A 24,982-nucleotide genomic window follows, 5' to 3' on the forward strand; every position below is an offset into this window, starting at 1 on the left:
TGACTTTAAGACTTTACTAACTAAAAAATAACCATTTATGAATGTATTAAAACGTTGTGTTTTCGGATTAAGCCTTTTGAGTTTGGCTGCAGTTTCAGTTCAATGTAAAAGCGATAAAAAAGCAGATACAGAAAAAGTTGCTGCCGATGAAAAAGCTTTAGTTACAATCGAAAAATCAGAATACGGAACTACTGCAAAAGGCGAAAAAGTCGAAAGTTATAAACTGAAAAACCAAAATGGGATGGAAGTTGACATCATTACTTTTGGTGGAAGAATTACAGATTTGAAAGTACCAAATAAAGAAGGAGTTTCTGAAAATGTTGTTATTGGATTTAATTCTTTGGCACAATATGAAAAAGAAAATCCTTTCTTCGGAGCTTTGATTGGAAGATACGGAAACCGAATTGCAAAAGGTAAATTTTCATTAGATGGAAAAGACTATCAATTGGCAATAAACAACGCGCCAAATGCTTTGCACGGCGGGCCACAAGGATATTTCAACGTTGTTTGGAAAGCAGATGAGGTTAAATCTGGTGAAAACGCTTCTCTGAAATTATCTTATGTAAGTAAAGATATGGAAGAAGGTTATCCAGGAACTTTGAAAGTTTTCGTGACTTATACTTTAACAAATGACAATCAGTTAGAGGTTTTATATGAAGCAACTACAGACAAAAAAACAGTTGTTAATTTGACGCAACATTCCTATTTCAATTTATCTGGAGATTTTACAAAAACAATCTTAGATCATGAATTGACTTTAAATGCAGATAAATTAGTTCCGGTAGATGCGACTTTAATTCCGACAGGAAAATTAGATGATGTTGCTGGAACGCCTTTTGATTTCAGAACTCCAAAATTAATTGGAAAAGACATCAATGTTAAAAACGAGCAATTAGAAAGAGGAAAAGGTTACGATCACTGCTGGGTATTGAACAATCCTGTAAAAGGAAAAACAATCATTGCAAAAGTATATCACGCAGCGAGCGGAAGAGTTATGGAAATGACAACAGACGAACCTGGAATTCAGTTCTACTCTGGAAATTTCCTTGATGGAACTTTGCCAACGCGCGACGGAAAAACATACGCTCACAGAACCGGACTTTGTTTAGAAACTGAACATTATCCAGATTCTCCAAACCAGAAAAATTTCCCAACAACGGTTTTAAACCCGGGAGAAAATTATAAAACTAAAACTACTTTTAAGTTTTCTGTTCAAAAATAATCTTTAGAATTTGTTTAGTTAGTTCTAATTCTCTGAAAAACCTCGAAAGTATTAAGCTTTCGAGTTTTTTTTTATTTGTAATCTGCAGTTTAATAAAGCAAGTTTTTTTGAATCTCGCAAAGTCGCGAAGACGCAAAGTTTTTATTTTTTTTGCGACTCTGCGACTTTGCGAGATTAATTGATCTGCAACATAAAAAACTTAACTTAGCAATAAAAAGGCAAAATGAAACATCTATTCAAAGCAGCGCTAAATTGGACTTCAAAAAAAGAAGAATTAGTTTCAAGAATTTCCAGTAAAACCCATCAAATAAAAATTGAAGGAAAATCAGTTTTAGACGTTTCAGCCGCAAAAGCTTTCAAAGGCGATCCAACATTATATAATCCAGAAGATTTATTGTTGAGTAGTTTAGTTTCGTGCCATATGATGTCTTATTTATATGTCTGTTCTCAAAACGGAATAGAAGTTCTAGAATATTCAGACAACGCTGAGGCAACACTCGAAGTTTCTCCAGATGGAAGCGGGCGTTTTGTTGAGGTAAAATTATTTCCGAAAGTAAAAATCTCAAATCAAAACCAAATTGAATTGGCTTTGGATTTACATTTTAAAGCAAATCAATTGTGTTTTATTGCCAACTCGTGCAATTTTCCTGTTTTGCATGAGGCGAGTTGTGAAGTTTGAACATATAAATTATATAAGTACATTTAATAAAGCGGGACTAATCGCATCGTTATGTTTTCTTATATGACTTATATGGTTTAAAAAAAGCCATAAAAAAACCTCTTCTGTTAAGAAGAGGTTTTACGTACCCGGAGCCGGAGTCGAAACTAGTTGATACGGTGTTTTTTAAAACATCTTTAAATGTCGTATAAAAACGATTAAATCGCTATTTTTAAACTAATTACTTGTTTATCAGTATTGTGTATGTTGATTAATAAAAACTAATGAAAATTAATATGCATGTAAAAATATCGGGCAATTATCGGGCAAGTTTTTAAACCTAGCCTATAATTAATTATATTTGCGTTGTTCAACCGTTTAACGTATAAATATGGCATCGATTAAATTTAGATTGCGTAGTAACGCAAATAAAAATGTCTCAATTAAAGTCAGGCTAATTTTAGGATTTAAAAAAAGCGATCTAGAATTAAACACAGGTTTCTCTATAAATCCGAAGGATTGGAGTGAGACAACAGGTTTTCCCAAACAAAACAATACTGAAAATAAAATCATTTTCAGCAATCTTAAGAAGTTAGAGTCTTTCCTATTTAAAAGCCTTAATGGTGATATGGGCGAAAGCGTTGTTATTGATTCGTTTTGGCTACAGTCAAAAATTAGTGATTGTTTCAACCGAATAGAAAAAACAGATGAGGGATTAATTACAAACTACATTCAAAATATAATTGATACTTCTGACTTTCGAAAAGTGAAAGTTAAAGGAGGCTACAAGCATGGAATTTCATTAAGTAGAAAAAACAGTTTTATAGCAACAAAAAATATGCTTTTGGAATATCAAACTAAGATTAAAAAGCAAATTCACTTTACGGACATAAATCAGGGCTTAATTGAAAAGTTTGAGCATTGGTTGCTTAAAACCAAAAAGTATGCTGTAAATACGGCTTCAAAGCATATTGCAAATATTAAAACGGTATGTATCGAAGCAGAAAATAAAGGTTTAAAGGTTAATTCGTATGCAAAACAAATTACAATTGCATCAGAAAGAGAAGATGATCGATATATTCAGACATTATCTTTTGAAGAACTGGAACAAATACGTAATGCTCATATCATTAGTGAGGCACTTCAAAACGCAAGAAAATTTTTGTTGATAGGAACAGAAATCGGCCAGAGGGGCGGGGATCTTCTGAATATTACAAAAGATAATATTCGGGATAAAGACGGAAAGATATATATCGACCTTGTTCAGCAGAAAACAAAAAAAGCTGTTACTATTCCAATTGGTTCCCAATATATTATTGAAATTCTTAAAAACAGTTTTCCTTATAAAATTACAACTCAAAAACTAAACGAACATATCAAAAAGGTTTGCGAGATTGCAGGAATAAATACGTTGACAGAAGGTAAAATATTTGATGTAAAAACCGGACGTAAAGAGCATGGAATGTATGAAAAATATAAACTGATAACCACGCATAGCTTCAGGAGATCATTTTGCACAAACTACTACAAGAAAATACCTACTCCAGTGTTGATGGGAATAAGCGCGCATTCTAAAGAGAGTATCTTCCGCGCATATATCAATGCTCCAGATGATAAAGATGAAAACGCTGATTTATTTATAAAGTTTTACAAAGAAATACATAAAGATAAAAAGCCTGAGCTCAAAATAGTAAAAGATGAAAGAAAATCAAATTGATTTATAGTTTAAAATAAAAACAAATAATTTGAAAGCAGTTTTGTATGAATATTGAATATTTAAAAAACATTGATAAAATAAACCTTGAGATGCTTCCGCCAATAATGGCAGAGGAATACAATAAATTTCAATTCCGATTTGATACGGAAATAGATGGAACTTACTTTTCCAGAGAGGCTTTTAATGGACTGTATGCTGAGATTAGTTTTTACTTTAACAAAAAGGTAATCAATCAAAGACTGGAATTTAATCAAAACCTTAGAGATTCAATGGATTTTTACCGAGAAGGATTTTCGGATGCTTTTTTTGAGGAGAATTTTTTGATTGGTATCACAAAGGAAGAAGATCAAATTTTTGAAGTGTTTTCTCGCGTACATAAAAAGTTAAATTCGATTTTTAATCCAGCAATTTCATCGTTTAAAAAAAATATTTCGGTTTATAATGAATTAAGCCTTATCGAAAGGCACTTATACGATTATGGATATGAAGTTGGTACTTTTATGCGTGCATGGGCTATTATACTAAATAATATATCTTTATTTGAAAAGATATTTGCTAAATATTATGGTAAAATTAAAACTCAACAAGTTGAAAAAATCCCTTTTAAAATCGCATTGCTCTTTGCTAAAGGGGAGGTATATGTAAAAAAAACAGAAGAAAATAAGAGTTATAAATATTATCATTTGGGTAAAGAATTTAACAGCGTAAGCAAATTGTCATCTTATTTGGGCTTATCTCGACAGTATTTTAATGATACCCTTCATGGAAATATATCGGCTCATAATCTTTATTTGAACCTTAATATTATGGAAAGTGTTATTACTTATTGCAATTCCAAAATGATTGATGTTGATGATTTATTTTTAAAAAAATTCAACCATTTAAAGGAAAAACAACTCTAAAAGATAATCTGCACTAAAAAACTGCACAAGTGCAGCAATTAAGTGCAGATTATTTAGATTGAATTTTACAGAAGTATTAACTCAAATAATATTTCTTATGAAAAAAATTCAATTCATTGGCTGCAATCCCGAGCAGTTTCAAAAGAAGTTTAATGAGAGTGTAAAAATTCAATTAGAGGAATTTTTAAAACACTACAAACCGGTTCAACCTTCCGAGTATTTAACACGTCAACAAGTAGCAAAAATGTTTGACGTGAATATTTGTACGGTAAATAATTGGGCTAACGCGGGAAAAATCCGGCGGCTGGGCATCGGTTCACGTGTTTATTTTTTGCGTTCCGATATAGAAGCTAGTCTTAAACCTTTGGATGTTTAAAAGATGAAACGTTTCCGAAAAAAATCCAGAATCCAATCCTTATTTGATGGGTTGAGAAAATGCGAACCCGTAAAAGTAGAATTGCTTTTAAAGATGCTTGTAAGTGCAGGTAGATCTTCAAAATAAACCTGAACGAAAGTAAAAAATTCAAAAAAACGGGAGTTTACTCTAGCTCTCGTTTTTTTTATTTATGCGCTTTGTCGTTAATCTAATTATTTCAATAAGATATTCACTTGATTGATTACACTAAAAATCTAATTATAGGAATGCTACCAGATATTTTGGAAGCAAATCCTTTATTGAATTTTTTTGATAATATAAACGTTGTTACAGGAGAAATAAAAAGCACCAATAAAATCGGAAATAAAATAACTCCATCAAAAACAGCATATTACAGAGGTTTAGAATTCAAAATTTATGAAACTGGAACAATTATTATGGTGGGAAGTTTGCACAAGTATTGGAATGGTGGAGAACACAATTATAATGATTTTGGTATTGATGAGGTCAGGGAGGTTTTAAATGACTTAAAAGAAAAATTTGGAATCGATCCCAAACAATGTGTCTTGAAATGTTTGGAAATAGGAATAAATATAACTCCACCAATTGAAACAAACTCTATTTTAGACAACTGTTTTTTACATAAAACAAAACCTTTCGAGAGCCAAAAGAATTCGTTTGAAGGTAAATATAAGCAAGTCCAACATGCTCAATATTTTGTCAAAATTTACAATAAAGCACTTCAATATCTTTCAAAAGGTATTAAAATTGAAACCGAAATAATGAGGTTTGAGATTAAATATACCAAAATGCAGAAATTGAACAGACTTGGAATTTTTACATTACAGGATTTAATGGATTATGGGCTTCATAATTTTAAAAAAGAATTATTAAAGGAGTGGCACAATGTTCTGTTTTTTGATAAAACGATTCTAGCAAATACAAAAGATGTTGAAAAAAGATTACTGAAATATTCAAATCCTAATTATTGGACAGGACTACTAGATCAAAAACAAAATGAAAATTTCAAGTACCATAAAAAACAGTTAAACAAGATGGCTATGCAAAAAGGGAATAAAATTCAGAATGTGGTATGTAGATTACTGAGCGAAAAGATCGACTTTCTGAATAACAATACTACCTAAATTTACCTTATAATTAAAGGGTAAATTTAGGTAGTATTGTAAAAAAAACAACAACAGATTGTCAAATATTACTTAGCTTAAAAAAGTATTATGTTTCTAGTGCTGTTGTTTTTTGAAAAATTGAGATTAAAAGCAAGGAGATTTATTAATCAACTCCAAAAGTAAATCTTCAAAACAGCAATAAAAACAGCTAAACTTTTACTGAAACAGATTGTACGTCTGTTGAGTCTTTTCAGATGGGTTCTGAGCGTCAAATTCTTTCTTTCAATATGGTTTGTTCCAAAACGCTTTACAGAATGCATTTTCTCATTAATCAGATACCTGTAGTTTTTAAGTCTGTCCGTAAATATCTTTTTTGCTTCTGCCAATTTCAGAGTTTCCAAAACGCGATTCAGAGTTTTATTAGTTCGTTTGCCTACATTAAAACTAACCACATTTTTAGAATTCTTTTCCAAAGCATAAACCAGCCAGATATAATTTTTCTTGTGTCTGATATATGTACACAGTTCATCTACTTCGTAAGTTTTGCCTCTGCTGACAATTGGTCTGGTTATATTTCTCGCAATGGAGACAATTCTTTTCAATAATGTTGTCGCTGATATTTTTAATACTCTTGCCGTGCTTGTTATTCCTAAACCTTCTTTGGTGAACAGCACTATCTCCTGATTGATATCTCTTTTATAAGCATTGTACCTATAGTTAATCTGCTGTCGTTTTTGACAAATAGTACATTTATAACGCTGATTACCGTTAGATTGAAATCCATTCTTTCTGCATTTACCATTGCAAAAATTACATTTTATTTTCATGACCTAATTTGAAACACTAAGGTAAGGCAAAAGCATTTTAAGGCTTATTAAAAGACAAAAAACGAAAGAGACGACCTGATGGTCGTCTCTTTTTCTATTCAATAATTTAATTTTAATATTCTTTTTCAGTTAGTTACATGGATATATTATCAAAACACCTAATCTGTAACACTACCCAATTCTCTCGTTTCCAAAATTAGACACTATAAAGTATCTTGATCCTTAGCCCAAGCAGGCAACTCTTTACTTTTAACTATTGGATCATCATTTTTTACTCCATATTTTATCGTAAAATACTTCTTTTTATGAAATCCACCACTCTTCGCAAAATAAAAATTTGGAAAAATTGATATATATTTATTATAATCTAATGTAGCTTCGTTGTATTGTGCTATTACATAATTAGATTTTATATCTAATTCTTGCAATTCTTGTAAAATTTTATAATCAATAGTTTGACTCGAAATGCTATCAACCGAATGTCTTCTCAAAATTTTCAAGTATTCCTTATTTATATCGTACTGTAATTTAACGAATTGTATTGAGCAATTCTCCTTATATAACTTATATTTTTCTTTATTTTTACGTAACACATCTTTTAAAGTATCATTTAAGTCTTTATTAGTAGATTCTAATAAAGTTTCTAGTAGTTTTTGTCGATTATTACTATAATTATATAGCTCTGACCATTTTTGAGTTGCGATTTTATTTTTATCAGTTAAATTTTCAACTACGACATTTTTATAAAAATGAACTGATAGATAAATAATTATTATTATACTAACAATTATTATAAATAAGTATTTAAAAGTCTTTTTCATATTTTTGATTATCAATTATTTTAACTATTTCCCCCCATAATAGCCCCCAGATCCGCCACCACTATATCCTCCACCCTCAGGGCCTTTGTCGGTAGGATCTATTCTTCTATTATAGTAAACATTTTTATCTAATCCTTTTATTGTCAAAGCAATGGAATTATTTTGAATCTGTAAACCAATAGCTTTTGCTGCTATAGCAGCGGAAATTCTTATAACATAGCTATCCACTAATTTTCCACTTTCACCTTGGAGGTCTTCTTTGATTTGTTTAACAATTGAAAGAACATTACTGTAAACTTCACTAGCTTCTTTTGTTGATTGATTACCATATGTATCAACCATCGATTCCCTAATATTTGTTAAAAGATCACCCACTTCAGTAGTCTCCGCTAAACCTTCCGCAACAAATGAATAAGCCATAATTAATTTTTCATTAAAAGCATGTCTATCAGCAAGTTTATTAGCTAACGCCGTTTTTTTCTTGTCTATTTGTGAACCTATTTTTTGAAAAAATTTACCCACCACTGTCGTCGGTTGTTTCGGTTTATGTCCAAAACCAGGACCATCTCAAGGACCATCAGCATCTTCTTGATTTTCACCTGTATTGGCAGTCTGTCCATTGCTTCCTGTCGCCGTACCATCACTATTGAATGTCCATTTTGTTTCTTTGTCATTATCCGATTTACTAATTAAATCATCTATCACAGACTTTGCCAACATTCCATCAGGGTCAACATATCTTACTGGGTTACTATAACAATAAGAATACGGCGACCACCTTCTAGACAATTCTGACAATGCATCTATATTCATCCAGCGTCCTAGCGCGGGATCATAATTTCTTGCTGCATAGTCATACATGTTAAGCCCCAGCTCGTCTTGGAACTCCTTGCCATTGTACTTATACTTATAAGGATTTACAAAATTTCCTTAATGCTAATTAATGGGCTTTGCTTATCATGACACAATTCAAAGAACTTACTTTCCGTGACGAAAATAGAAGTAATCTTACGAAAATCCTAACTATAAGACATAAAAAAAACCTATCAAATCAATGATAGGTTTTTCACAAACTACTTACCTTTTTTATGGTCGTGAGGTTTTAATTTTGGGTGCTTAGGCTGATTTTCAGGATTAACACGTTGTCTTCTGTCGTCTTTTCCTTCATCGGTCTGTCTTTTTGGACCTGGCTTAATGTTTGCCGTAATTGTTTCCATAGAGTTTTTGGTTATGTTAATAAATTAAGTAACCAAGATATCAATTTTTCTTAACATATCATAAGAAAAAAACTACTACAAAGAATATAGAGTTCTAAATGCTAAAGACTTACTTCCGAAAGCAGTTCAGACATTTTAACGTCAAGTGCGGTGCAGATTTTTAAAAAGATTTTAATTGAGAAGTTCTGTTTTCCTTTCAATATTCGTCTGATGCTTGCTTCATCGATTTCACATGCAGATGCAAATTCCAAATTAGTTTTGAACTTAGCTTTCGCTCTGGCATTTATGTTATCTCCTAACTTTATTAAAAATTCTTCTGACATGACTCAAAAGTCGAATAATGCCGTTTTAAATCATCGGCATATTTGCCGAATTAGATTTTTAATGCTAAGTTTGCCTGAATTTTAACACATCTTAAAAACCAAAAAATGAATAATCAATTAAAAATTATCGTGAGAGGTGCTGTTCTTGTATTTGCACTTATTTGCTTTGGGGGCTACATGTTCAGTCTTCGTATGAACAATGAATACAGACAAGAGCATCCAAAAACAAAAAGCTTAGAAGACCTGAAAGCATGGGCGCAGACACAAATCATTCAAGACTATTGCGGAAGATATGCTTATGTAAAAACCATTAACAACGAAACAAGCCAGCAACGAGAACTAAGCCGTGTCAATAATAGCAGATATTTGTATGTACCGCAATTAGTTCGAAACGTCATTGAGGATAATGATTTGCCTGACAGCTACGCAGACGAATTATTCCACTACGTTGACAAGGAAATAGATAAATGCCAATAAAACAAGAAATTAATTAATCCAACTACCTTAAAAACATGAAAAAAATTGTACTTTTTGCATTGCTAAGCGTCTTATTCACGAACTGCCAATCTGATGATTCCGAGCAGGGAAATGCGGATAACTCAAAATCATCCATCAGCTTCATATTGAATGATAAAACACAGTATGTGACCGCTACTGATGTTTCTGGTTCTGCAATTGACGTTACATGGGCGAAAAGCGAGGCAACTGCCAACGCTGAGAACGAATACAGCATTTACGGCAGTTTCATCATCAAAAATCCTGCATCAAATGACAACCGTGATTCTGGAGACATGTATTTTCAAATCGTAACTTCTGATGCCAGACTGACTGCGGGAAAAACATACGATATTTCTTTTACTTATCTAAACTCTGGCGTTAATGGCATTCCTCTGGCTTATGACCCAGCGGTCTGCTACACCAGCACTGATTTGTTTGAAAGCAGTAAAACGGCAGGTAAAATCAAGATAACCAGCTTTGACGGAACAACTCTTAAAGCTGAATTTTCAATTGATAATCTGACCAACAAGAATCCGTATTCCGATTTTGGATTCTGTAACGGAAGCAGGATAACTGAGAAATCATTCAGCATTTCAAAAGGCAATCTGACTGCTGTGATTGAATAAACAGTTATTCTAAGTTTGAAAAAGAGGGATTTATCTCTCTTTTTTTATGCTCTTAAATCAAATCATTAAAGTGGAAAATATCTGTTTATCAGCTCTCTCTGTTGCTGGCTGTCCGCTTTGAAATATTTCTCGGTCGTTCCAGGCCACTTATGTCCCGCAAGTTCCTGAACATGCTCCAAAGGCAGTTCCTGTTCATTGAGCCAGTTGCAGATAACGCTCATGCGGATGGTCTTTGGGTTGAGGTTCTTGTCTGGAAATAACGGTTTTAACGGCTCAATCATGGCGTGGATGCTGTTCACTGCTATAGGCTTTCCCAGCTTTGTAATGATGAGCTTATCAGTTGCGCTTCTGAGCATTCTGGGTCTGACTTCATTGATATACTTGGAGAACAGCAGTATCTGCTTTGCCAGCAGTTGGAGTTTTCTGCTGTTGAGGTTGCTGGATGCTTTGACATACACTGTTCCCGCATCCAAATCAATATCCCGAACACTCAGCCGAATAATCTCATCGCTGGTCAATCCCTGATAAATCAGCAGATTCAAAAGAACGCTGTTTCGTGTATCAAGATTTTCATATCTGTTCTCACGGGTCATTAGCAGTTGAAGTTCTTCTGAGCTGAACAAATCCTGAACCTGCACAGCCTGATTGCTGTTGACCTTGATATTGAGCTTTCTGCACGGATGGTCTTCTCTGTAACCGCTCATAACCAAATAATCGTAGTATTTCTTGATAGCCGAGAGGATAACGACACGATATTTTGGGTTAGGCTGTTGCTTTCCGATTTCTTCCATATACTCAACGATGTTTCTGTATTTGTATCGTTTAGCTTTAGGATTCATCACTAAAAAGTGGTTGATGGCAAACATGTAGCTCTTTACGGTCTGCTCACTGTAGTTCTGGAGCAGGAAATTTTCAATTGTCGGTTTAGTCATAGGCTTGTTGGTTAAAAGGTTGTAACTGGTTTTCTTCTCTTGTTTTTGACGGCATAGATGTAGGTGGTATTGATTTGTGAATGACCTAGAAATCCACGTATAAAATCAATTCCTGCGTTCTTTTCCATCAAATGACTCGCAATGCTGTGTCTTAGGCAGTGAAGCGTGATATCTTTCTGGATTAGCTCATAACTGCTGGTCTGCTCGGTCATTTTCTTCAAGGTATCGTTGAGGTATTCGCCATTCATACGTTTACCGCTGTCATGGATAAAAAATGCATCCTCACTTTGATTTGTGCCTTTCAGCTTCTCATAACGTTCCTCAGCTATATATCTTTTGATGTGACCTGCAACCATATCGCTCATAGGAACTTCACGTCTTTTGCTTCCTTTTCCTTCCCTGACAATAAGCATTCCTCTGGAGAGTTGGATATCTCTGGTATTCAGAGCTTCAATCTCAGACCTTCGAAGTCCGCAACCGTAAGCCACTGACAGCAGAGCCCGCTGTAAATCGCTTTGGCAGTGCTGGTAAAGCAGTCTGATTTCTTCTACGCTCAGGGCATTTCTGGAATTTCCGTTGTCGCCTGAATAGCTTGGAATGTAGAACGCTTTTTCAATCTGCCTGTTCTCCAACAGGTTCAGAACAAAAAGACCAAGAGCAAAAAGATGGAATTTGATGGTTTTTCCTGCCAGTGTTCCGCTTCCTCTGTGTTTGGGTCTGCTTATCAGATGTTCGTAATAGCTTACCGATTCTCTGCCTGTTACGCTTTTTATCTTGGCTATTCCTGCATCTTCAAGCCAGATAAGAAATTCAGATACGGCTTTCTGGTACATTGTGCCTTTTCCCTGCTTGTAGTTCTTAACCTTTACATAGCTGTCAAAATCATTCAGAAGATTCTGAAATGCTGTATTTTTTATCGTTTTTATCATTTGTCTATGTTTTTTTTAATCATCATTTGAAAACTTTCCTTATGCGTATTTTCCAATTTGGGGAACACCAGCGTTATATTGCCTGTAATTGCAGGTACTGACGTGTTCTTTTAGGTGGTTTTCAGCTGGTCTAACTGTCTGCTCATATCTTCCTTAATCTTGGCTTTCATCTTCTCCAGATTGTCCCAATAGCTGATTACATACTTGAATCCTTTGTTTGGCGAGCCTTCAACTGCCTGAACGTACTCGAGCTCCTGCAAGGTCTGTATGTACTTAAAGGCTGAGGTCTTGCTCATATTGAGTTCCTGTCTTATCTCACGAGTCGTAAATCGGTGCGTTGTTCCGTTGGTTTGGCTTTTTACATATCCTTTCAGCTTTTCAAAGAACTGTCTTGTGCTTTTGTCGAGCTCGTCCACTTTGATGATGATGGAACTGAAAAAAATCTCAACGGCTTTCCTCACATCTTCTTCGGTGGCTATCAGTCTTCCTTTATCATCCATTTTTCTCTGGTACTGGTTCAGGATTGCAATCTGGGCGACAAAACTCTGAAAATGGGCGTTGAGTCTTCTGAGCATCTTGGCTTCCAGCGGAAGCATAAGCTTATCGGCAAACGGATTCACAACCTCATAACTCCTTAGGACTCTCATGCAGTTTCTCAGGAGCTGTCTGGCTTCCTGTTCACGTTCTGCGTTGCTGATGCCTGCATTTTTCTGGTTCTGCACATGTATGATTCTAAGGGTCTGTTCAAGGCTTTCATCCACTCCCAAGACTACCGAACGGCTCATGTTGTCATAGTAGACCTCTGCTTTGGTCGTGGCGGTCAGGCTTGCAAAATGGGCTTCAACCTTTTTTACTTTTGCTCTGCTCTTGCCAAGCGGGTCTTTCACTACCGTTGAACTGCTGAGAAGTCCAGCAGACTGCATTTCCCTGAACGCAAACTGCGCATCTTCATCCAGACCGTCAAAATCCTGTATCAGTATCAGTTTATTAATAAGTTCCTTATCTCTGTAGTGATATAGCGATTTGCTTGTGATTCTGGTCATGTTAAGAACGTCTTCCTGAGGCATGCACTGGGCAATTCCGTTGATGAGGTGTGATTTTCCTTCTCCTGAGCTTCCCTGTATGAGTCCGTGCAGGGTATTGGGCATTTTGTAGCTTGAAGCGAGCGTGAACAGCAGAATCCTGTTTTCTTCTTCTCCAACAATTCCGCTTTGTCCGAGCAGTTTGTCGATATTCTCAAAAAGCTTCGGTTTGGAAAGGAACTGCACTGCTTTTTCGCTTGCCTGCGGTGTGAGTTCCTTTTCGGAATACTGGTCAGTAACGGGACTCATTTCATCGTTGAAGAGCTTTTCCCTGTAGTCTTCCAGAAGGTCAGTGAACTGCAAGAGGTCAGCTTCCAAAAGCGTGCTGTCAAATCCGTGCTTCTCGCTCAGCTCCCTGCACTGGCTCTCTACGCTGGTAAAGTCAAACAAATCAATTTTCACACGCAGTCTTTTCTGGCTGTCGGCTGGAATTATCTGGATTGTAAGCCTCAGGTTTCCCAAATCCATCGGCAGGCTTCCAATCACAAAGAAAGTTCCTGTTTTTCCTTTGAAGCTGATTTTGTAGTCGCTTAGAATCTCCAGTGCTGGGATTGTCTTTTCTTTAAGTGGATTCTGCAATAGGTCAGCAATTCCGCTTGTTCCGTAATTCAGCCACATATCGTTCATGCTGTGTCCGTCTGGGAGCTGAATCATGTTTACTGGCAGTTCTGGTCTGATGTTCTGTATCTGGGTTTGTATGTTGTTTTGCATTTTCTTAGTTTTTTATGATTATGATTTCTTCAAGTTCGTACAGTGATTTTAAGGCTTCCATGTGCTGTGGCAGAAGCTCTCCGTTGTGCATCGCCATGACAGCATCCCTGTTCTGGAGTGCTTTGGACTGCAACAGGCTGGCGCAGTCAATGACTGTTGGAGCGAGATAGAGCCTTTTGGTGTTTGCACTCGGATAAGCTGGATAGATTCCGTCATTGTTGAGGTATTCTTCCTTAGGCGTTTCAAGGTTGAATCGTACAGCAAAATAGTTTACGATTCTGTTCTCTTTGTCCAACAGCGGAAAAATCAGTCCATACCTGCCAAATGCTGTGTATGCCGTCAGGTCTTGCTGTCTTACGCCTGCATCGCTCTTTTTAAGCATTCCTAACGCTTCAAATTCATCTTTGGACTCTTGGGATTCTCTATGATGGAATTGTCCTGAATTGAAGCCGATTCTAAGCTCTGCATAATCCAGTCCTATACTTTTTAGATAGTCTTTTGGTTTTATCGCTTTGGAACTTCTGATGCCAGTTTCAAATGACTGGAAAAGTGTTTCTAATGTATTTTTCATAAGTTTAGTTTTTTTAGGTTTTGGCAGGTAACGTATAGACATAGGTATCCCGCTTCGATTATTAGGTCGAATATTCAATTGAAACATGTTTGTGATTTTTAGAGCTTGCTGTTCAGCTTTACAGTTTACTCTTATTCCATTCTTTAGCTGTCAGAATGGCGAAAGATTCTTGCAATAATCTTTTTCCTTTTGTTTTGTTTGACAAAGGTAAGTGATTAAAATGTAACTCAAAAATGCCCAAAAAGACCCAAATATTGATTTCTCAGTTTGCTAACTCAATTACGTTATACAAAGCCTAAAATAGAGCATAAATAAATGATAATCAGAATATTAATACCAATACATAACTTAATTTACTTATGTATTTCGCTATTTCTTGAATAATTCTTAAAAAACAATAAAAAAGGCATTGAATTTTTGCGAATAATTTTTTGGCTATATGCTTCAACATAGAGTTACTTGCTTAAAATTAGCGATTTTTTTAAGCGACTTGCTGTAATTGCATCCTATTGTAGAGTTGAAGAACCGTTGGAGCATAAAACTTATTGCCATGTCTGGTTTTGAAGTTTAGCTGGTTAAGATAATCTGCAATTTGTCTGTAACTCATTTCTTTCTCTTTGCAATTAAGGATTATTGAATGAGCCTGACGATTTCTGTCGTTATTCATGGCATTTTCCTTGATTTTATTAACTCCTTTGGCTCTTGCTTCACTAGTTAGATTTTGCGGATTCCCTAATTTTACTCCTTTTTTCTTAAGTTCTGCAAGTGCAACCTTAGTTCTGGAACTTATAAGCTTGGCTTCTTGCTCGGCTAGTGCTGAAAAAATATGGATAGTGAAATTATTGGCTGATGGCATGTCAACCGCCAGAAACTCAATTCCTGAATCCATCAAAGAACTTACGAAGGTCACTTGCCTTGCTAAACGGTCTAATTTTGCTATGACCAAAATTGCGCCTTTATCTTTTGCCAATTGGATTGCTTTATGGATTTCAACACGCTCACGCTTATTTGTACCCGTTTCAATTTCCGTAAAACTCTTTAAGATAATTCCGTCTTGTGAGGTCACATACTTTTCTACTGAACTTTGCTGGGCTGATAATCCTAATCCAGAGATTCCTTGCTCTTTTCTGCTCACACGATAATAGGCGATAAATTTTTTCATGATACTTACGATTTTAAACCTTAAACGGTCGTTTGTGATTTATTACACTCCAAAAGTCCAGGTCTAAAATGGATTATCCTAGAAAAATCCTGGTTTTCCTGGGCTCACAGCTTTTTTGGTCATTTCAGAGCACAAAAAAACGAGGTCATTAGCCTCGTTCTTTGGATTGTATCAATCGTGAAAACTCTGAAAATTCATGGTCGGTAAAATCTTCCCTTTTAAAACTGATTGGCAGTTTGAGCGGTTGTGACTTCAAAACCTCTTTGAGCTGAGAAAGTTTAAGCTTAATTCTCATCGGCTGTAGTATTTGTGGTGTTACTGATAAAATCCCAATCTTCTCCGCTCAGACCATCTTTGGACATGTAGAACAATCCAGCTTTGTATCGGTCATAAATACTTACATCGGTTCTGTCGTAGTTGAAGTAGTCCTGAATATCCGTTACAATCTGCTCATGAAGTTTCTTATCAGAAGCGTAGACCACAAAATGATTGTGACAGCCTTTTCGGTTTGGGAACGGTTCGGTTGTAAAGAACAGTCGGATTTCTGTTGATGCTCCGTATTTCTGGTTCAGATAATCATAAAGTCCGTGCATCTGCTTAAAACAGCTTGTCTTATTGCGGTCTGCTCTGTAGGCTACCGTAAAGAAAAAGCTCCAGTCCATCTGCCAGAAGGTATGTTGCAGGCTCTGTTTATCTGCCAGACAGTCTATGAGGTTTCTCATAGATAGGTTTTCCTGTCTTAAGGCTTTGTTCTCATCAAACATGATTTCACTGTCAAAGTATCTGGCATGGTCAACTGGGAACATTCTCTTTCCGCTTCTTAGGCTGGTTTCAGCAAATAGGTCTTCATTCTTATTGTAGAATCTGTAAATGGTGCTTTTGCTTGCTTTTGTGCTTATTATAAATTTCTTTAGGTTTTCATATTTCATTTCTTAGTTTCGTTAGTATCTCGTTATTGGTTAGATACAGGAAGTCCATACAAGGAGGTTAGTCAAGCATCTTTACAATAAATACTAACGAATCTCGAAAAGTGTAGCTTTTTGGCACTTTTTTTTCAAAAATATTTTTTGGATGGGAAAATATGTGTTCCAAAATGAGACACTGGTCAGTGAAGTTTCAAAAATTAGAAAATTTTCGCTTAGAGCATCGATGGTATCGATTGGAACAGGTACACAATTTTACAGTATGGGGAGGTAACTTGGCACTAAAAATATCGGCTTTTGGTATCGAAACCGCCGATACAGGGAGGGAGGATGCTCTGAGTGCTATTTTTTCATACTGTTGAGATTACTTAGCAAATACAGGATAACTTGGATTCTATTTTAACAGTTTGGTACACTTAAAGTGGTATAAAAAGCAAAAGCCACTCCGTTTAAGGAATGGCTTTAATCATATTGTTGATTTATGTTTACTATTATTATTTTTTTTCAAACTCAACAGCATCAATCAATTCAATATCTTTTTGATAAGGATTGATTGCACCAAGTCTCAATTTGCTATCGGTTAAAATTTCAATTAAATGTTTTTCTTTGAATTTAGAATTAACTAATATCAAAGTATCTCCAGAAATTGAATAATTACTATAAATTATTTTTTTTCCATTTTCTATTCTTGAAATACTTTTTTTATTGATTTCAAGAACTATTGATGACTGTTTTTTATCTACAGTATTCCACTTTCCAATCAATTCTTCTTTAGTAAAAGTTTTTTTTTGTTGACATGAAAAAAAACTTATTAGAACTAAAAACAACATTTTAAAAGACATATATTTTATTTATTAAGTTAATCTACTTTTTCTCCGTCTTCATCAACTTCCCATTCCCAATCAACATCATTTCTTTTTTTAAGTTTGATATTTATATCATCGCCTTTTTTAGCTTTTCTATTTTTTTCTAATCTCTTGACAATATCATTGATGAATTTTTTTGCTCCTTTATTTCCAGCGTTTTTTCCAGCTATTCCAAAACAACCAAAAGAACCAACTAAACGAGATTTTCCATCTTTTACATATTGACCTCCGACATGAATCATTACTCCTCGAGCTACATTTTCTTCTCCTTTTTTACGCTCAGGGCTTTTATTTTCAACAGCATCAAGTTTATTTGAACCATCAGGATTACGCAAGGCAATTGCTTCTAAATCCGTACCTTCAGGATAACCTAATGCAATTCCAATATAATTCCCATCACCTTCAGCAGGTTCAAAAGCTGTATTATCGACATTATAAGTATCTTCGTCAAGACCAAAAAATTCTAAAATACCATTTGCTTCATTGACTGGGTCTTTACTATTTAAAACTGGAGCATCTCTCGTAACTTGATATGTTGTAGTTTTACCTGTTACATCATCTGTAACCTTCATTTCATATAATGCAACTTGGACTTGTCTAGGAGCTTCTCCGTTTGTTCCAATAAGTCTGATAGAAGTTGTACCGACTGGTTTGTTACCAATCGTAATGTACACATCTTTACCGTCAGGGTCAACAAAAAGAGTTGGATTATTAGAAGAATAAACATAAGGAGATACACCACTATACTTTTCTGCTTTTTCATCTATTACGTTCCATCTACCTAGCGCTGGGTCATAATTTCTTGCACCATAATCATACATGTTAAGTCCTAGCTCGTCTTGAAGCTCTTTTCCGCTGAACTTATACTTATAAGGATTTACAAAATTTCCTTAATCGTAATTAGTGGGTTTTACCTGTATTAGTGTGATTCAAAGAACTTGCTTTTCATTACGAAAATAGAGGTAGTTTATTAAATAACCTAATCATAGTAGGATTAAAATCTGATTATGGAGAATAAAAAAACCTATCATGAGAATGATAGGTTAAAAAATGGGCAATTGTTTAATTTCTTAGCTTTGTACTTAACAAATTATAAAACAACTAGTATGCAAAATGAATTCAATCCTTCGCAGGAAATCAAAAGCTTTTTATTGGCTCATAAAGACGAATCTTATTTGAAAAGACCTTCAATTTACTATTTGGAAAATTATGCTGACAAGCTTCTTGATATAGCCAATAAATGGAAATCTCAAAGTAAGGAAGAAATTATCCCCCTTATAAGTATTTGCATTGACATTGACATTTTTAAAGCTGACCTCACTGGTGAATTACAACACGATTACAACAATGGCAACAAACGATATCTTGACAAGTGGCGAACACAAAAAAATAAAATAGACTCCATCAAACACCGACTGTTAACGGAATATGAAAAAAGCCATAAGAACGAATAGTATCAAAACTTGACATTCTTATAAAAGTACTATCATATAATTTAATTTACAATGGAAAGAACTTATTAATCAATTCTCTTTGTTGCAAACTATCTATCTTGAAATACTTCTCGGTGGTTCCAGGCCACTTATGTCCTGCCAGCTCCTGAACATGTTCCAGAGGCAGTTTCTGTTCATTGAGCCAGTTGCAAATAACGCTCATTCGGATAGTTTGAGGGTTGAGGTTTTTATCTGGAAACAATGGTTTTAAAGGCTCAATCATGGCGTGGATGCTGTTTACTGCAATAGGTTTTCCGAGCTTTGTGATGATTAGCTTATCGGTTGCGCTTCTGAGCATTCTGGGTCTGACCTCGTTGACGTACTTGGAGAACAAGAGTATTTGCTTTGCCAGTAGTTGCAGTTTTCTGCTGTTGAGGTTGCTGGAAGCTTTGATATAGATTGTTCCTTCATCTAAATCGACATCCTTAACAGTTAGTCTTATAATTTCATCACTGGTCAAACCTTGATAAATTAGCAGATTGATAAGAACATGGTTTCTGGTGTCCAGATTCTCATATCTGTTCTCACGGGTCGTGAGCAGTTGAAGTTCTTCTGAGCTGAATAAATCCTGAACCTGTACTGCCTGATTGCTGTTAACCTTGATATTGAGTTTTCTGCACGGATGGTCTTCTCTGTAACCGCTCATGACCAGATAATCGTAGTACTTCTTGATAGCCGAGAGGATAACGACCCGATATTTGGCATTAGGCTGTTGATGGCTGATTTGCTCCATGTACTGAACGATATTCCTGTATTTGTATCGTTTCGCTTTAGGATTCATCGCTAAAAAGTGATTAATAGCAAACATGTAGCTCTTTACGGTCTGCTCGCTGTAGTTCTGGAGCAGGAAATCTTCAATTTTGAGTTTAGTCATAGGCGGGTTTGTTTAAAAGGTGGTAACTGGTTTTCTTCTCTTGTTTTTAACGGCATAGATGTACGTTGTATTGATTTGTGAATGACCTAAAAATCCTCGTATAAAATCAATACCTGCGTTCTTTTCCATCAGATGGCTGGCAATGCTATGCCTGAGGCAGTGGAGCGTTATGTCTTTCTGGATTAGCTCATAACTGCTGGTCTGCTCCGTGATTTTCTTTAAGGTATCGTTGAGGTATTCGCCATTCATTCGTTTACCGCTGTCATGAATAAAAAATGCATCTTCCATCTGGTTACTGCCTTTCAGCTTTTCATATCGCTCTTCGGCTATGTATCTTTTGATGTGACCCGCTACCATATCGCTCATGGGAACTTCACGTCTTTTGCTTCCTTTACCTTCTCTGACAATGAGCATACCTCTGGAGAGCTGAATATCCCGTGTATTCAAAGCCACTAATTCCGACCTGCGAAGTCCGCAACCGTAAGCCACTGATAATAAAGCCTGCTGTAAATCATTTTCGCAGTGCTGGTAAAGCATTTTGATTTCTTCAACGCTCAGGGCATTTCTGGAATTTCCGCTGTCTCCTGAATAGCTTGGAATGTAGAAAGCTTTTTCAATCTGCTTGTTCTCCAAAAGGTTCAGAACAAAAAGACCCAGAGCAAAAAGATGAAATTTGATGGTTTTCCCTGAGAGCGTTCCGTTTCCTCTATGTTTGGGTCTGCTTATCAGATGTTCAAAATAGCTTACTGATTCTTTACCCGTTACGCTCTTAATCTTGGTAACTCCCGAATCTTCCAGCCAGATAAGAAATTCCGATACCGCATTCTGGTACATTGTGCCTTTTCCCTGCTTGTAATTCTTCACTTTTACATAGCTGTCAAAATCACGCAGAAGATTTTGAAATGCTGTATTTTTTATCGTTTTTGTCATTTGTCTGTTGCTGTTTTTAATCATCATTTGAAAACTTTCCTTATGCGTATTTTCCAATTTAGGGAACACCAGCGTTATATTACCAGTAATTGCTGGTGCTGGCGTGTTCTTTTAGGCGGTTTTCAGCTGGTCTAACTGCCTGCTGAGGTCTTCCTTAATCTTGGCTTTCATCTTCTCCAGATTGTCCCAATAGCTGATTACATACTTGAATCCTTTGTTTGGCGAGCCTTCAACCGCCTGAACGTACTCCAGCTCCTGCAACGTCTGCATGTACTTGAAGGCTGACGTTTTGCTGATATTGAGTTCCTGTCTTATCTCACGGGTCGTAAATTTGTGCGTTGTACCGCTCATCTGGCTTTTTACATATCCTTTCAGCTTTTCAAAAAACTGTCTGGTGCTCTTGTCAAGTTCATCCACTTTGATGATAATCGAGCTAAAAAAAATCTCAACGGCTTTTCTCACATCTTCTTCGGTGGCTATCAGTCTTCCTTTATCATCAGCCTTTCTCTGGTACTGGTTCAGGATTGTAATCTGAGCGACAAAACTCTGAAACTGGGCATTGAGTCTTCTGAGCATTTTGGCTTCCAGCGGTAACATAAGTTTATCTGCAAACGGATTCACGACTTCATAGCTCTTTAGAACACGCATGCAGTTTCTCAGTAACTGTCTGGCTTCCTGTTCACGCTCTGCGTTGTTGATGCCTGCATTTTTTTGATTCTGAACATGTATAATTCTAAGGGTCTGTTCTAGGCTTTCGTCTACTCCCAAGACTACCGAACGGCTCATGTTATCGTAGTAAACCTCTGCTTTGGTCGTGGCGGTCAGACTTGCAAAATGAGCTTCAACCTTTTTCAACTTTGCCCTGCTTTTGCCTAGCGGGTCTTTGACTACCGTTGAACTGCTCAGAAGTCCAGCAGACTGCATTTCCCTGAATGCGAACTGAGCATCTTCATCCAAACCGTCAAAATCCTGTATGAGTATCAGCTTATTGATAAGTTCCTTATCTCTGTAGTGATACAGGGATTTGCTGGTAATTCGGGTCATGTTAAGAACGTCTTCCTGAGGCATGCACTGGGCAATTCCGTTGATGAGGTGCGATTTTCCTTCTCCAGAGCTTCCCTGTATGAGTCCGTGCAGGGTATTGGGCATTTTGTAGCTTGAAGCAAGCGTGAACAGCAGAATCCTGTTTTCTTCTTCTCCAACAATTCCGCTTTGTCCGAGCAGTTTGTCGATACTTTCAAAAAGCTTGGGCTTGGATAGGAACTGCACTGCTTTTTCACTGGCTTGCGGTGTGAGTTCCTTTTCAGAGTACTGGTCGGTTACTGGACTCATTTCAGCGTTGAAGAGATTTTCCCTGTAGTCTTCCAGAAGGTCAGTGAACTGCAAGAGGTCAGCCTCTAAAAGCGTGCTGTCAAATCCATGTTTCTCGCTTAGTTCCCTGCACTGGTTCTCTACGCTTGTAAAGTCAAACAAATCAATCTTTACACGCAGTCTCTTCTGGCTGTCATTTGGAACTATCTGGATGGTAAGCCTCAGGTTTCCCAAATCCATCGGCAGGCTTCCAATCACATAGAGAGTTCCCGTTTTTCCTTTGAAACTGATTTTGTAGTCACTTAGAATCTCCAGTGTTGCAACTATCTTTTCTTTTACTGGATTCTGCAACATGTCAGTAATTCCGCTTGTTCCGTAATTCAGCCACATGTCATTCATGCTGTGCCCGTCTGGGAGCTGAATCATGCTTACTGGCAGTTCTGGTCTGATGTTCTGTATCTTGGTTTGTATGTTTTGCATCGTTTTAGTTTTTTATGATTATGATTTCTTCAAGTTCGTATAGTGATTTTAAGGCTTCTATGTGCTGTGGCAGAAGCTCTCCATTGTGCATCGCCATGACAGCATCCCTATTTTCCAGTGCTTTGGACTGCATGAGGCTGGCGCAGTCGATGACAGTTGGAGCGAGATAGAGCCTTTTGGTCAGGGGACTGGGATATGCTGGATAAATGCCCTCACTGTTGAGGTATTCTTCTTTTGCGGTTTCGAGCTTGATGCGGAGAGCGAAATAGTTTACGATTCTGTTTTCCTTGTCCAATAGCGGAAAAATAAGTCCGTATCTGCCAAATGCAGTGTAGGCTGTCAGGTCTTCTTTTCTCACGCCTGCATCACTCTTTTTAAGCATTCCTAGAGCTTCAAATTCATCTTTGGACTCTTGGGTTTCTCTATGATGGAATTGTCCTGAATTGAAGCCTATTCTAAGCTCTGCATAATCCAATCCGATGCTTTTTAGATAATCTTTCGGTTTTATCGCTTTCGAACTTCTGATGCCAGTTTCAAAAGACTGGAAAAGTGTTTCTAATGTATTTTTCATAAGTTTAGTTTTTTAGGTTTTGGCAGTAACGTATAGACATAGGTATCCTGCTTCGATTATTAGGTCGAATATTCAATTGAAACATGTTTGTGATTTTTAGGGCTTGCTGTTCAGCTTTACAACTTGCTCTTATTCCATTCTTTAGCTGTCAGAATGGCGAAAAGATTCTTGCAATAATCTTTTTCCTTTTGTTTTGTTTGACAAAGGTAAGTGATATTTTTGAGATATTTTTTTTGGTAAAATTACCTAACTCAATCACGTTATGTAAAACGGCTTAACTTAATTGACTTAAGTCTCTCAGAAAAATAAAACACTGATTTTAAATAAGTTAATTTTTCATGATTTTTTCATTTGTTAAAACATCTTAATTATATTTAACATATTTTAACAAATAATTAACGTAATTAAATAGCCAAATTTTCGATTTAATTCCGTAAATGCATAACTCAATTTAGTTATGTAGAATTAAAGAAATCCATTTCTTACATTTAGACACTCAAATACAAGTTGCTGATTTCCTGTTCTCGGATTCCAAGATAGATTTTGGTGGTCGAAACACTCGAATGGTTGAATAATTGAGACAGCAACAGCAAAGCTTGGTCACTGTACTTGTTAACCTCCCAGACTCTCCTGCCTAAGGTTTTTCTCATAAAATGGCTCGAATACTGACCACGTACTTTGTATTTGGCAAAAATATCTTTCAGCTTGCTGTTCACGTATTGGATGCTGAACGGCTTATCTCCAGAGCGGTTGGCGAACATCAAATCGCTTTCGCCTGCTTTAAGCTCGATAAATAGACGGCTCAGGATGCTCTGCAATTCTGGGTTGATGGTCACTTTTCTGGTCTTTTTGGTCTTCTTCTCCGTGATGGTGAAGTAATCCTGATTCAGAACCTGATTCCAACGAAGCTGGAGCAGGTCGGAAATTCTCAGACCAATGTAAGAGCCTGTTGCAATGAGTAGCGCAAATTTCAGGTCATTATCACGCTCCAGTTTCAAAACGATGCTCTGCATCTTGTCCCACTCTAAAAAATCACTTGTTGTCTTTTGTCCTTTTAATGCCATAATGCTCTATTTTAGTTTCACTTTTCTACCTTAATAAATGTATCTGAAAGCGGTCGATTCTTCATGTTCTGTAAACCACTGATTTCATTGGGTTTACATGGTTGCTTTCACTTCTTCCTGAAAGTGAAACAAATGTCCAGGGATATTTTGGATTAAACAAGAAAAATCCTGGTTTTCCTGGGCTCACAGCTTTTTGGGTCATTTCAGAGCACAAAAAAACGAGGTCGTTAGCCTCGTTCTTTGGATTGTATCAATCGTGAAAACTCTTCAAGTTCCTTGTCCGTGAAGTTCCCTGCTTTGAATGACAGCGGATATCTGACTGCTTGGGTCTTAAGTATCTGTTTTAGTTGGGATAAGCTTATTACTATTTTCATGGTCTCTTTTTCTATAAATATGGTCATAGAATGAAACCTGATTTTTTTTATCAGAAATTTTTTAGAAATTTTTGTTCCATATTTTTTTTGCTCCATTTTGGTAGCGCAGTTTACGGACATATCCGAGCTACGGGTCAGGGAAAGTACACTTTTTCGGATGTACACGGGCGGGTAACTTGGCTCTGGAGCATTAGTGTTTGCAGGGGGTGCGGAGGTCTCCGTGGTCATGGTGAGGTCTGTTGAGCTAGATTGCTCCATTTTTAGACCCCTCCAATGCTTGCAGGATAACGTGGTGCATTATGGGAGGGCTATCGTAGTGTTTACGGTACATAAAGGATTGATAGTATGTATTGTTATTTCTCTATTTATTTCTATCTCTTCAATCCTCTATCATA

General features: G+C 36.2%; 28 protein-coding genes and 1 pseudogene. 9 read left to right on the forward strand and 20 right to left on the reverse strand.

Features of this window, described 5'->3' with window-relative positions:
* Positions 1–37 precede the first annotated feature (37 nt).
* The 6 genes from RB619_RS05315 to RB619_RS05340 all read left to right on the forward strand — a co-directional run bounded on the left by RB619_RS05315 (position 38) and on the right by RB619_RS05340 (position 6,020).
* The gene (locus RB619_RS05315; RefSeq protein WP_308095066.1) at positions 38–1,222 is read left to right on the forward strand and encodes an aldose epimerase family protein; all 1,185 of its coding nucleotides are present in this window, start codon (positions 38–40) and stop codon (positions 1,220–1,222) included.
* A 223-nt stretch (positions 1,223–1,445) separates the two neighbouring features.
* Positions 1,446–1,901 carry an OsmC family protein gene (locus tag RB619_RS05320; protein ID WP_308095068.1) on the forward strand — a complete coding sequence of 152 codons (456 nt, stop codon included), beginning with the start codon at positions 1,446–1,448 and terminating at the stop codon, positions 1,899–1,901.
* Between the two features lie 370 nt (positions 1,902–2,271).
* Positions 2,272–3,597, forward strand: coding sequence for a tyrosine-type recombinase/integrase (locus RB619_RS05325; protein WP_308095070.1), 1,326 nt, complete (start codon positions 2,272–2,274; stop codon positions 3,595–3,597).
* A 44-nt stretch (positions 3,598–3,641) separates the two neighbouring features.
* Positions 3,642–4,499 (forward strand): hypothetical protein, encoded by an 858-nt coding sequence (locus RB619_RS05330; protein ID WP_308095072.1) that lies wholly within the window; start codon positions 3,642–3,644, stop codon positions 4,497–4,499.
* A gap of 97 nt (positions 4,500–4,596) precedes the next feature.
* Complete coding sequence (locus RB619_RS05335; protein ID WP_308095073.1) at positions 4,597–4,875, forward strand: helix-turn-helix domain-containing protein; 279 nt, start codon at positions 4,597–4,599, stop codon at positions 4,873–4,875.
* A gap of 266 nt (positions 4,876–5,141) precedes the next feature.
* Positions 5,142–6,020, forward strand: coding sequence for a hypothetical protein (locus RB619_RS05340; RefSeq protein WP_308095080.1), 879 nt, complete (start codon positions 5,142–5,144; stop codon positions 6,018–6,020).
* Between the two features lie 149 nt (positions 6,021–6,169).
* Here RB619_RS05340 and RB619_RS05345 read toward each other — a convergent pair whose 3' ends face one another.
* From RB619_RS05345 to RB619_RS05370, 6 genes are all read right to left on the reverse strand, one after another.
* Positions 6,170–6,829, reverse strand: coding sequence for an IS1 family transposase (locus RB619_RS05345; protein WP_308095082.1), 660 nt, complete (start codon positions 6,827–6,829; stop codon positions 6,170–6,172).
* Between the two features lie 203 nt (positions 6,830–7,032).
* A complete protein-coding gene (locus RB619_RS05350) occupies positions 7,033–7,650 on the reverse strand; it encodes a LemA family protein (protein WP_308095084.1) in 618 nt (205 codons plus the stop codon).
* A 24-nt stretch (positions 7,651–7,674) separates the two neighbouring features.
* Positions 7,675–8,175 (reverse strand): hypothetical protein, encoded by a 501-nt coding sequence (locus RB619_RS05355; RefSeq protein WP_308095086.1) that lies wholly within the window; start codon positions 8,173–8,175, stop codon positions 7,675–7,677.
* Between the two features lie 42 nt (positions 8,176–8,217).
* Positions 8,218–8,511, reverse strand: coding sequence for an RHS repeat-associated core domain-containing protein (locus RB619_RS05360; protein WP_374119665.1), 294 nt, complete (start codon positions 8,509–8,511; stop codon positions 8,218–8,220).
* 212 nt (positions 8,512–8,723) lie between these two features.
* Positions 8,724–8,867 carry a hypothetical protein gene (locus tag RB619_RS05365; protein WP_308095088.1) on the reverse strand — a complete coding sequence of 48 codons (144 nt, stop codon included), beginning with the start codon at positions 8,865–8,867 and terminating at the stop codon, positions 8,724–8,726.
* A 101-nt stretch (positions 8,868–8,968) separates the two neighbouring features.
* Entirely contained in the window at positions 8,969–9,190 is a 222-nt protein-coding gene (locus tag RB619_RS05370) for a helix-turn-helix transcriptional regulator (protein WP_308095090.1), read from the reverse strand.
* A 129-nt stretch (positions 9,191–9,319) separates the two neighbouring features.
* Here RB619_RS05370 and RB619_RS05375 point away from each other — a divergent pair, with 129 nt between their 5' ends.
* Together RB619_RS05375 and RB619_RS05380 are read left to right on the forward strand one after the other, a co-directional pair.
* Positions 9,320–9,667: a hypothetical protein gene (locus RB619_RS05375; protein WP_308095092.1), complete on the forward strand. Its 348-nt coding sequence runs from the start codon at positions 9,320–9,322 to the stop codon at positions 9,665–9,667.
* A 35-nt stretch (positions 9,668–9,702) separates the two neighbouring features.
* A complete protein-coding gene (locus tag RB619_RS05380; RefSeq protein ID WP_308095095.1) occupies positions 9,703–10,314 on the forward strand; it encodes a hypothetical protein in 612 nt (203 codons plus the stop codon).
* 65 nt (positions 10,315–10,379) lie between these two features.
* On the opposite strand, the gene RB619_RS05385 is transcribed toward RB619_RS05380, so the two are convergent.
* From RB619_RS05385 to RB619_RS05420, 8 genes and pseudogenes are all read right to left on the reverse strand, one after another.
* The gene (locus RB619_RS05385) at positions 10,380–11,246 is read right to left on the reverse strand and encodes a tyrosine-type recombinase/integrase (RefSeq protein WP_308095098.1); all 867 of its coding nucleotides are present in this window, start codon (positions 11,244–11,246) and stop codon (positions 10,380–10,382) included.
* Positions 11,247–11,257: 11 nt separating this feature from the next.
* Positions 11,258–12,175 (reverse strand): tyrosine-type recombinase/integrase, encoded by a 918-nt coding sequence (locus RB619_RS05390; RefSeq protein ID WP_308095100.1) that lies wholly within the window; start codon positions 12,173–12,175, stop codon positions 11,258–11,260.
* 110 nt (positions 12,176–12,285) lie between these two features.
* The gene (locus RB619_RS05395) at positions 12,286–13,968 is read right to left on the reverse strand and encodes a hypothetical protein (RefSeq protein ID WP_308095103.1); all 1,683 of its coding nucleotides are present in this window, start codon (positions 13,966–13,968) and stop codon (positions 12,286–12,288) included.
* Between the two features lie 4 nt (positions 13,969–13,972).
* The gene (locus RB619_RS05400; protein ID WP_308095105.1) at positions 13,973–14,539 is read right to left on the reverse strand and encodes a hypothetical protein; all 567 of its coding nucleotides are present in this window, start codon (positions 14,537–14,539) and stop codon (positions 13,973–13,975) included.
* Positions 14,540–15,020: 481 nt separating this feature from the next.
* Positions 15,021–15,701 (reverse strand): recombinase family protein, encoded by a 681-nt coding sequence (locus tag RB619_RS05405; RefSeq protein ID WP_308095107.1) that lies wholly within the window; start codon positions 15,699–15,701, stop codon positions 15,021–15,023.
* A gap of 284 nt (positions 15,702–15,985) precedes the next feature.
* Complete coding sequence (locus RB619_RS05410) at positions 15,986–16,423, reverse strand: hypothetical protein (protein ID WP_308095110.1); 438 nt, start codon at positions 16,421–16,423, stop codon at positions 15,986–15,988.
* 695 nt (positions 16,424–17,118) lie between these two features.
* On the reverse strand, positions 17,119–17,466 hold the full coding sequence (locus RB619_RS05415; protein ID WP_308095113.1) for a hypothetical protein: 348 nt from the start codon (positions 17,464–17,466) through the stop codon (positions 17,119–17,121).
* A gap of 17 nt (positions 17,467–17,483) precedes the next feature.
* A pseudogene (locus tag RB619_RS05420) lies at positions 17,484–18,350 on the reverse strand (RHS repeat-associated core domain-containing protein); the annotation flags it as partial.
* A gap of 147 nt (positions 18,351–18,497) precedes the next feature.
* On the opposite strand from RB619_RS05420, the gene RB619_RS05425 reads away from it, so the two are divergent.
* Positions 18,498–18,944 carry a hypothetical protein gene (locus RB619_RS05425; protein WP_308095115.1) on the forward strand — a complete coding sequence of 149 codons (447 nt, stop codon included), beginning with the start codon at positions 18,498–18,500 and terminating at the stop codon, positions 18,942–18,944.
* 46 nt (positions 18,945–18,990) lie between these two features.
* Here the strand turns inward: RB619_RS05425 and RB619_RS05430 are convergent, their stop codons facing one another.
* From RB619_RS05430 to RB619_RS05455, 6 genes are all read right to left on the reverse strand, one after another.
* Positions 18,991–19,857: a tyrosine-type recombinase/integrase gene (locus tag RB619_RS05430; protein WP_308095117.1), complete on the reverse strand. Its 867-nt coding sequence runs from the start codon at positions 19,855–19,857 to the stop codon at positions 18,991–18,993.
* Positions 19,858–19,869: 12 nt separating this feature from the next.
* Positions 19,870–20,844, reverse strand: a complete 975-nt coding sequence (locus tag RB619_RS05435; RefSeq protein WP_308095120.1) for a tyrosine-type recombinase/integrase — start codon at positions 20,842–20,844, stop codon at positions 19,870–19,872.
* Between the two features lie 54 nt (positions 20,845–20,898).
* Positions 20,899–22,578 (reverse strand): hypothetical protein, encoded by a 1,680-nt coding sequence (locus RB619_RS05440; protein WP_308095124.1) that lies wholly within the window; start codon positions 22,576–22,578, stop codon positions 20,899–20,901.
* A 4-nt stretch (positions 22,579–22,582) separates the two neighbouring features.
* Positions 22,583–23,149, reverse strand: a complete 567-nt coding sequence (locus RB619_RS05445) for a hypothetical protein (RefSeq protein ID WP_308095126.1) — start codon at positions 23,147–23,149, stop codon at positions 22,583–22,585.
* Between the two features lie 488 nt (positions 23,150–23,637).
* Complete coding sequence (locus tag RB619_RS05450) at positions 23,638–24,213, reverse strand: tyrosine-type recombinase/integrase (RefSeq protein WP_308095130.1); 576 nt, start codon at positions 24,211–24,213, stop codon at positions 23,638–23,640.
* 61 nt (positions 24,214–24,274) lie between these two features.
* Positions 24,275–24,415, reverse strand: a complete 141-nt coding sequence (locus tag RB619_RS05455) for a hypothetical protein (RefSeq protein WP_308095132.1) — start codon at positions 24,413–24,415, stop codon at positions 24,275–24,277.
* Between the last annotated feature and the right edge of the window lie 567 nt (positions 24,416–24,982).

The organism is Flavobacterium sp. LHD-80 (assembly GCF_030929605.1).
Classification (GTDB): domain Bacteria; phylum Bacteroidota; class Bacteroidia; order Flavobacteriales; family Flavobacteriaceae; genus Flavobacterium.

Coding starts and splice junctions, on each gene's coding strand:
- RB619_RS05320 (WP_308095068.1), top strand. CDS start 1,446: ATGAAACATCTATTCAAAGCAGCGCTAAATTGGACTTCAAAAAAAGAA.
- RB619_RS05395 (WP_308095103.1), bottom strand. CDS start 13,968: ATGCAAAACAACATACAAACCCAGATACAGAACATCAGACCAGAACTG.
- RB619_RS05365 (WP_308095088.1), bottom strand. CDS start 8,867: ATGGAAACAATTACGGCAAACATTAAGCCAGGTCCAAAAAGACAGACC.
- RB619_RS05415 (WP_308095113.1), bottom strand. CDS start 17,466: ATGTCTTTTAAAATGTTGTTTTTAGTTCTAATAAGTTTTTTTTCATGT.
- RB619_RS05400 (WP_308095105.1), bottom strand. CDS start 14,539: ATGAAAAATACATTAGAAACACTTTTCCAGTCATTTGAAACTGGCATC.
- RB619_RS05335 (WP_308095073.1), top strand. CDS start 4,597: ATGAAAAAAATTCAATTCATTGGCTGCAATCCCGAGCAGTTTCAAAAG.
- RB619_RS05330 (WP_308095072.1), top strand. CDS start 3,642: ATGAATATTGAATATTTAAAAAACATTGATAAAATAAACCTTGAGATG.
- RB619_RS05380 (WP_308095095.1), top strand. CDS start 9,703: ATGAAAAAAATTGTACTTTTTGCATTGCTAAGCGTCTTATTCACGAAC.
- RB619_RS05405 (WP_308095107.1), bottom strand. CDS start 15,701: ATGAAAAAATTTATCGCCTATTATCGTGTGAGCAGAAAAGAGCAAGGA.
- RB619_RS05350 (WP_308095084.1), bottom strand. CDS start 7,650: ATGAAAAAGACTTTTAAATACTTATTTATAATAATTGTTAGTATAATA.
- RB619_RS05345 (WP_308095082.1), bottom strand. CDS start 6,829: ATGAAAATAAAATGTAATTTTTGCAATGGTAAATGCAGAAAGAATGGA.
- RB619_RS05410 (WP_308095110.1), bottom strand. CDS start 16,423: ATGAGAAACCTCATAGACTGTCTGGCAGATAAACAGAGCCTGCAACAT.
- RB619_RS05325 (WP_308095070.1), top strand. CDS start 2,272: ATGGCATCGATTAAATTTAGATTGCGTAGTAACGCAAATAAAAATGTC.
- RB619_RS05455 (WP_308095132.1), bottom strand. CDS start 24,415: ATGACCCAAAAAGCTGTGAGCCCAGGAAAACCAGGATTTTTCTTGTTT.
- RB619_RS05385 (WP_308095098.1), bottom strand. CDS start 11,246: ATGACTAAACCGACAATTGAAAATTTCCTGCTCCAGAACTACAGTGAG.
- RB619_RS05450 (WP_308095130.1), bottom strand. CDS start 24,213: ATGGCATTAAAAGGACAAAAGACAACAAGTGATTTTTTAGAGTGGGAC.
- RB619_RS05315 (WP_308095066.1), top strand. CDS start 38: ATGAATGTATTAAAACGTTGTGTTTTCGGATTAAGCCTTTTGAGTTTG.
- RB619_RS05445 (WP_308095126.1), bottom strand. CDS start 23,149: ATGAAAAATACATTAGAAACACTTTTCCAGTCTTTTGAAACTGGCATC.
- RB619_RS05425 (WP_308095115.1), top strand. CDS start 18,498: ATGGAGAATAAAAAAACCTATCATGAGAATGATAGGTTAAAAAATGGG.
- RB619_RS05360 (WP_374119665.1), bottom strand. CDS start 8,511: ATGTATGACTATGCAGCAAGAAATTATGATCCCGCGCTAGGACGCTGG.
- RB619_RS05390 (WP_308095100.1), bottom strand. CDS start 12,175: ATGATAAAAACGATAAAAAATACAGCATTTCAGAATCTTCTGAATGAT.
- RB619_RS05370 (WP_308095090.1), bottom strand. CDS start 9,190: ATGTCAGAAGAATTTTTAATAAAGTTAGGAGATAACATAAATGCCAGA.
- RB619_RS05340 (WP_308095080.1), top strand. CDS start 5,142: ATGCTACCAGATATTTTGGAAGCAAATCCTTTATTGAATTTTTTTGAT.
- RB619_RS05430 (WP_308095117.1), bottom strand. CDS start 19,857: ATGACTAAACTCAAAATTGAAGATTTCCTGCTCCAGAACTACAGCGAG.
- RB619_RS05440 (WP_308095124.1), bottom strand. CDS start 22,578: ATGCAAAACATACAAACCAAGATACAGAACATCAGACCAGAACTGCCA.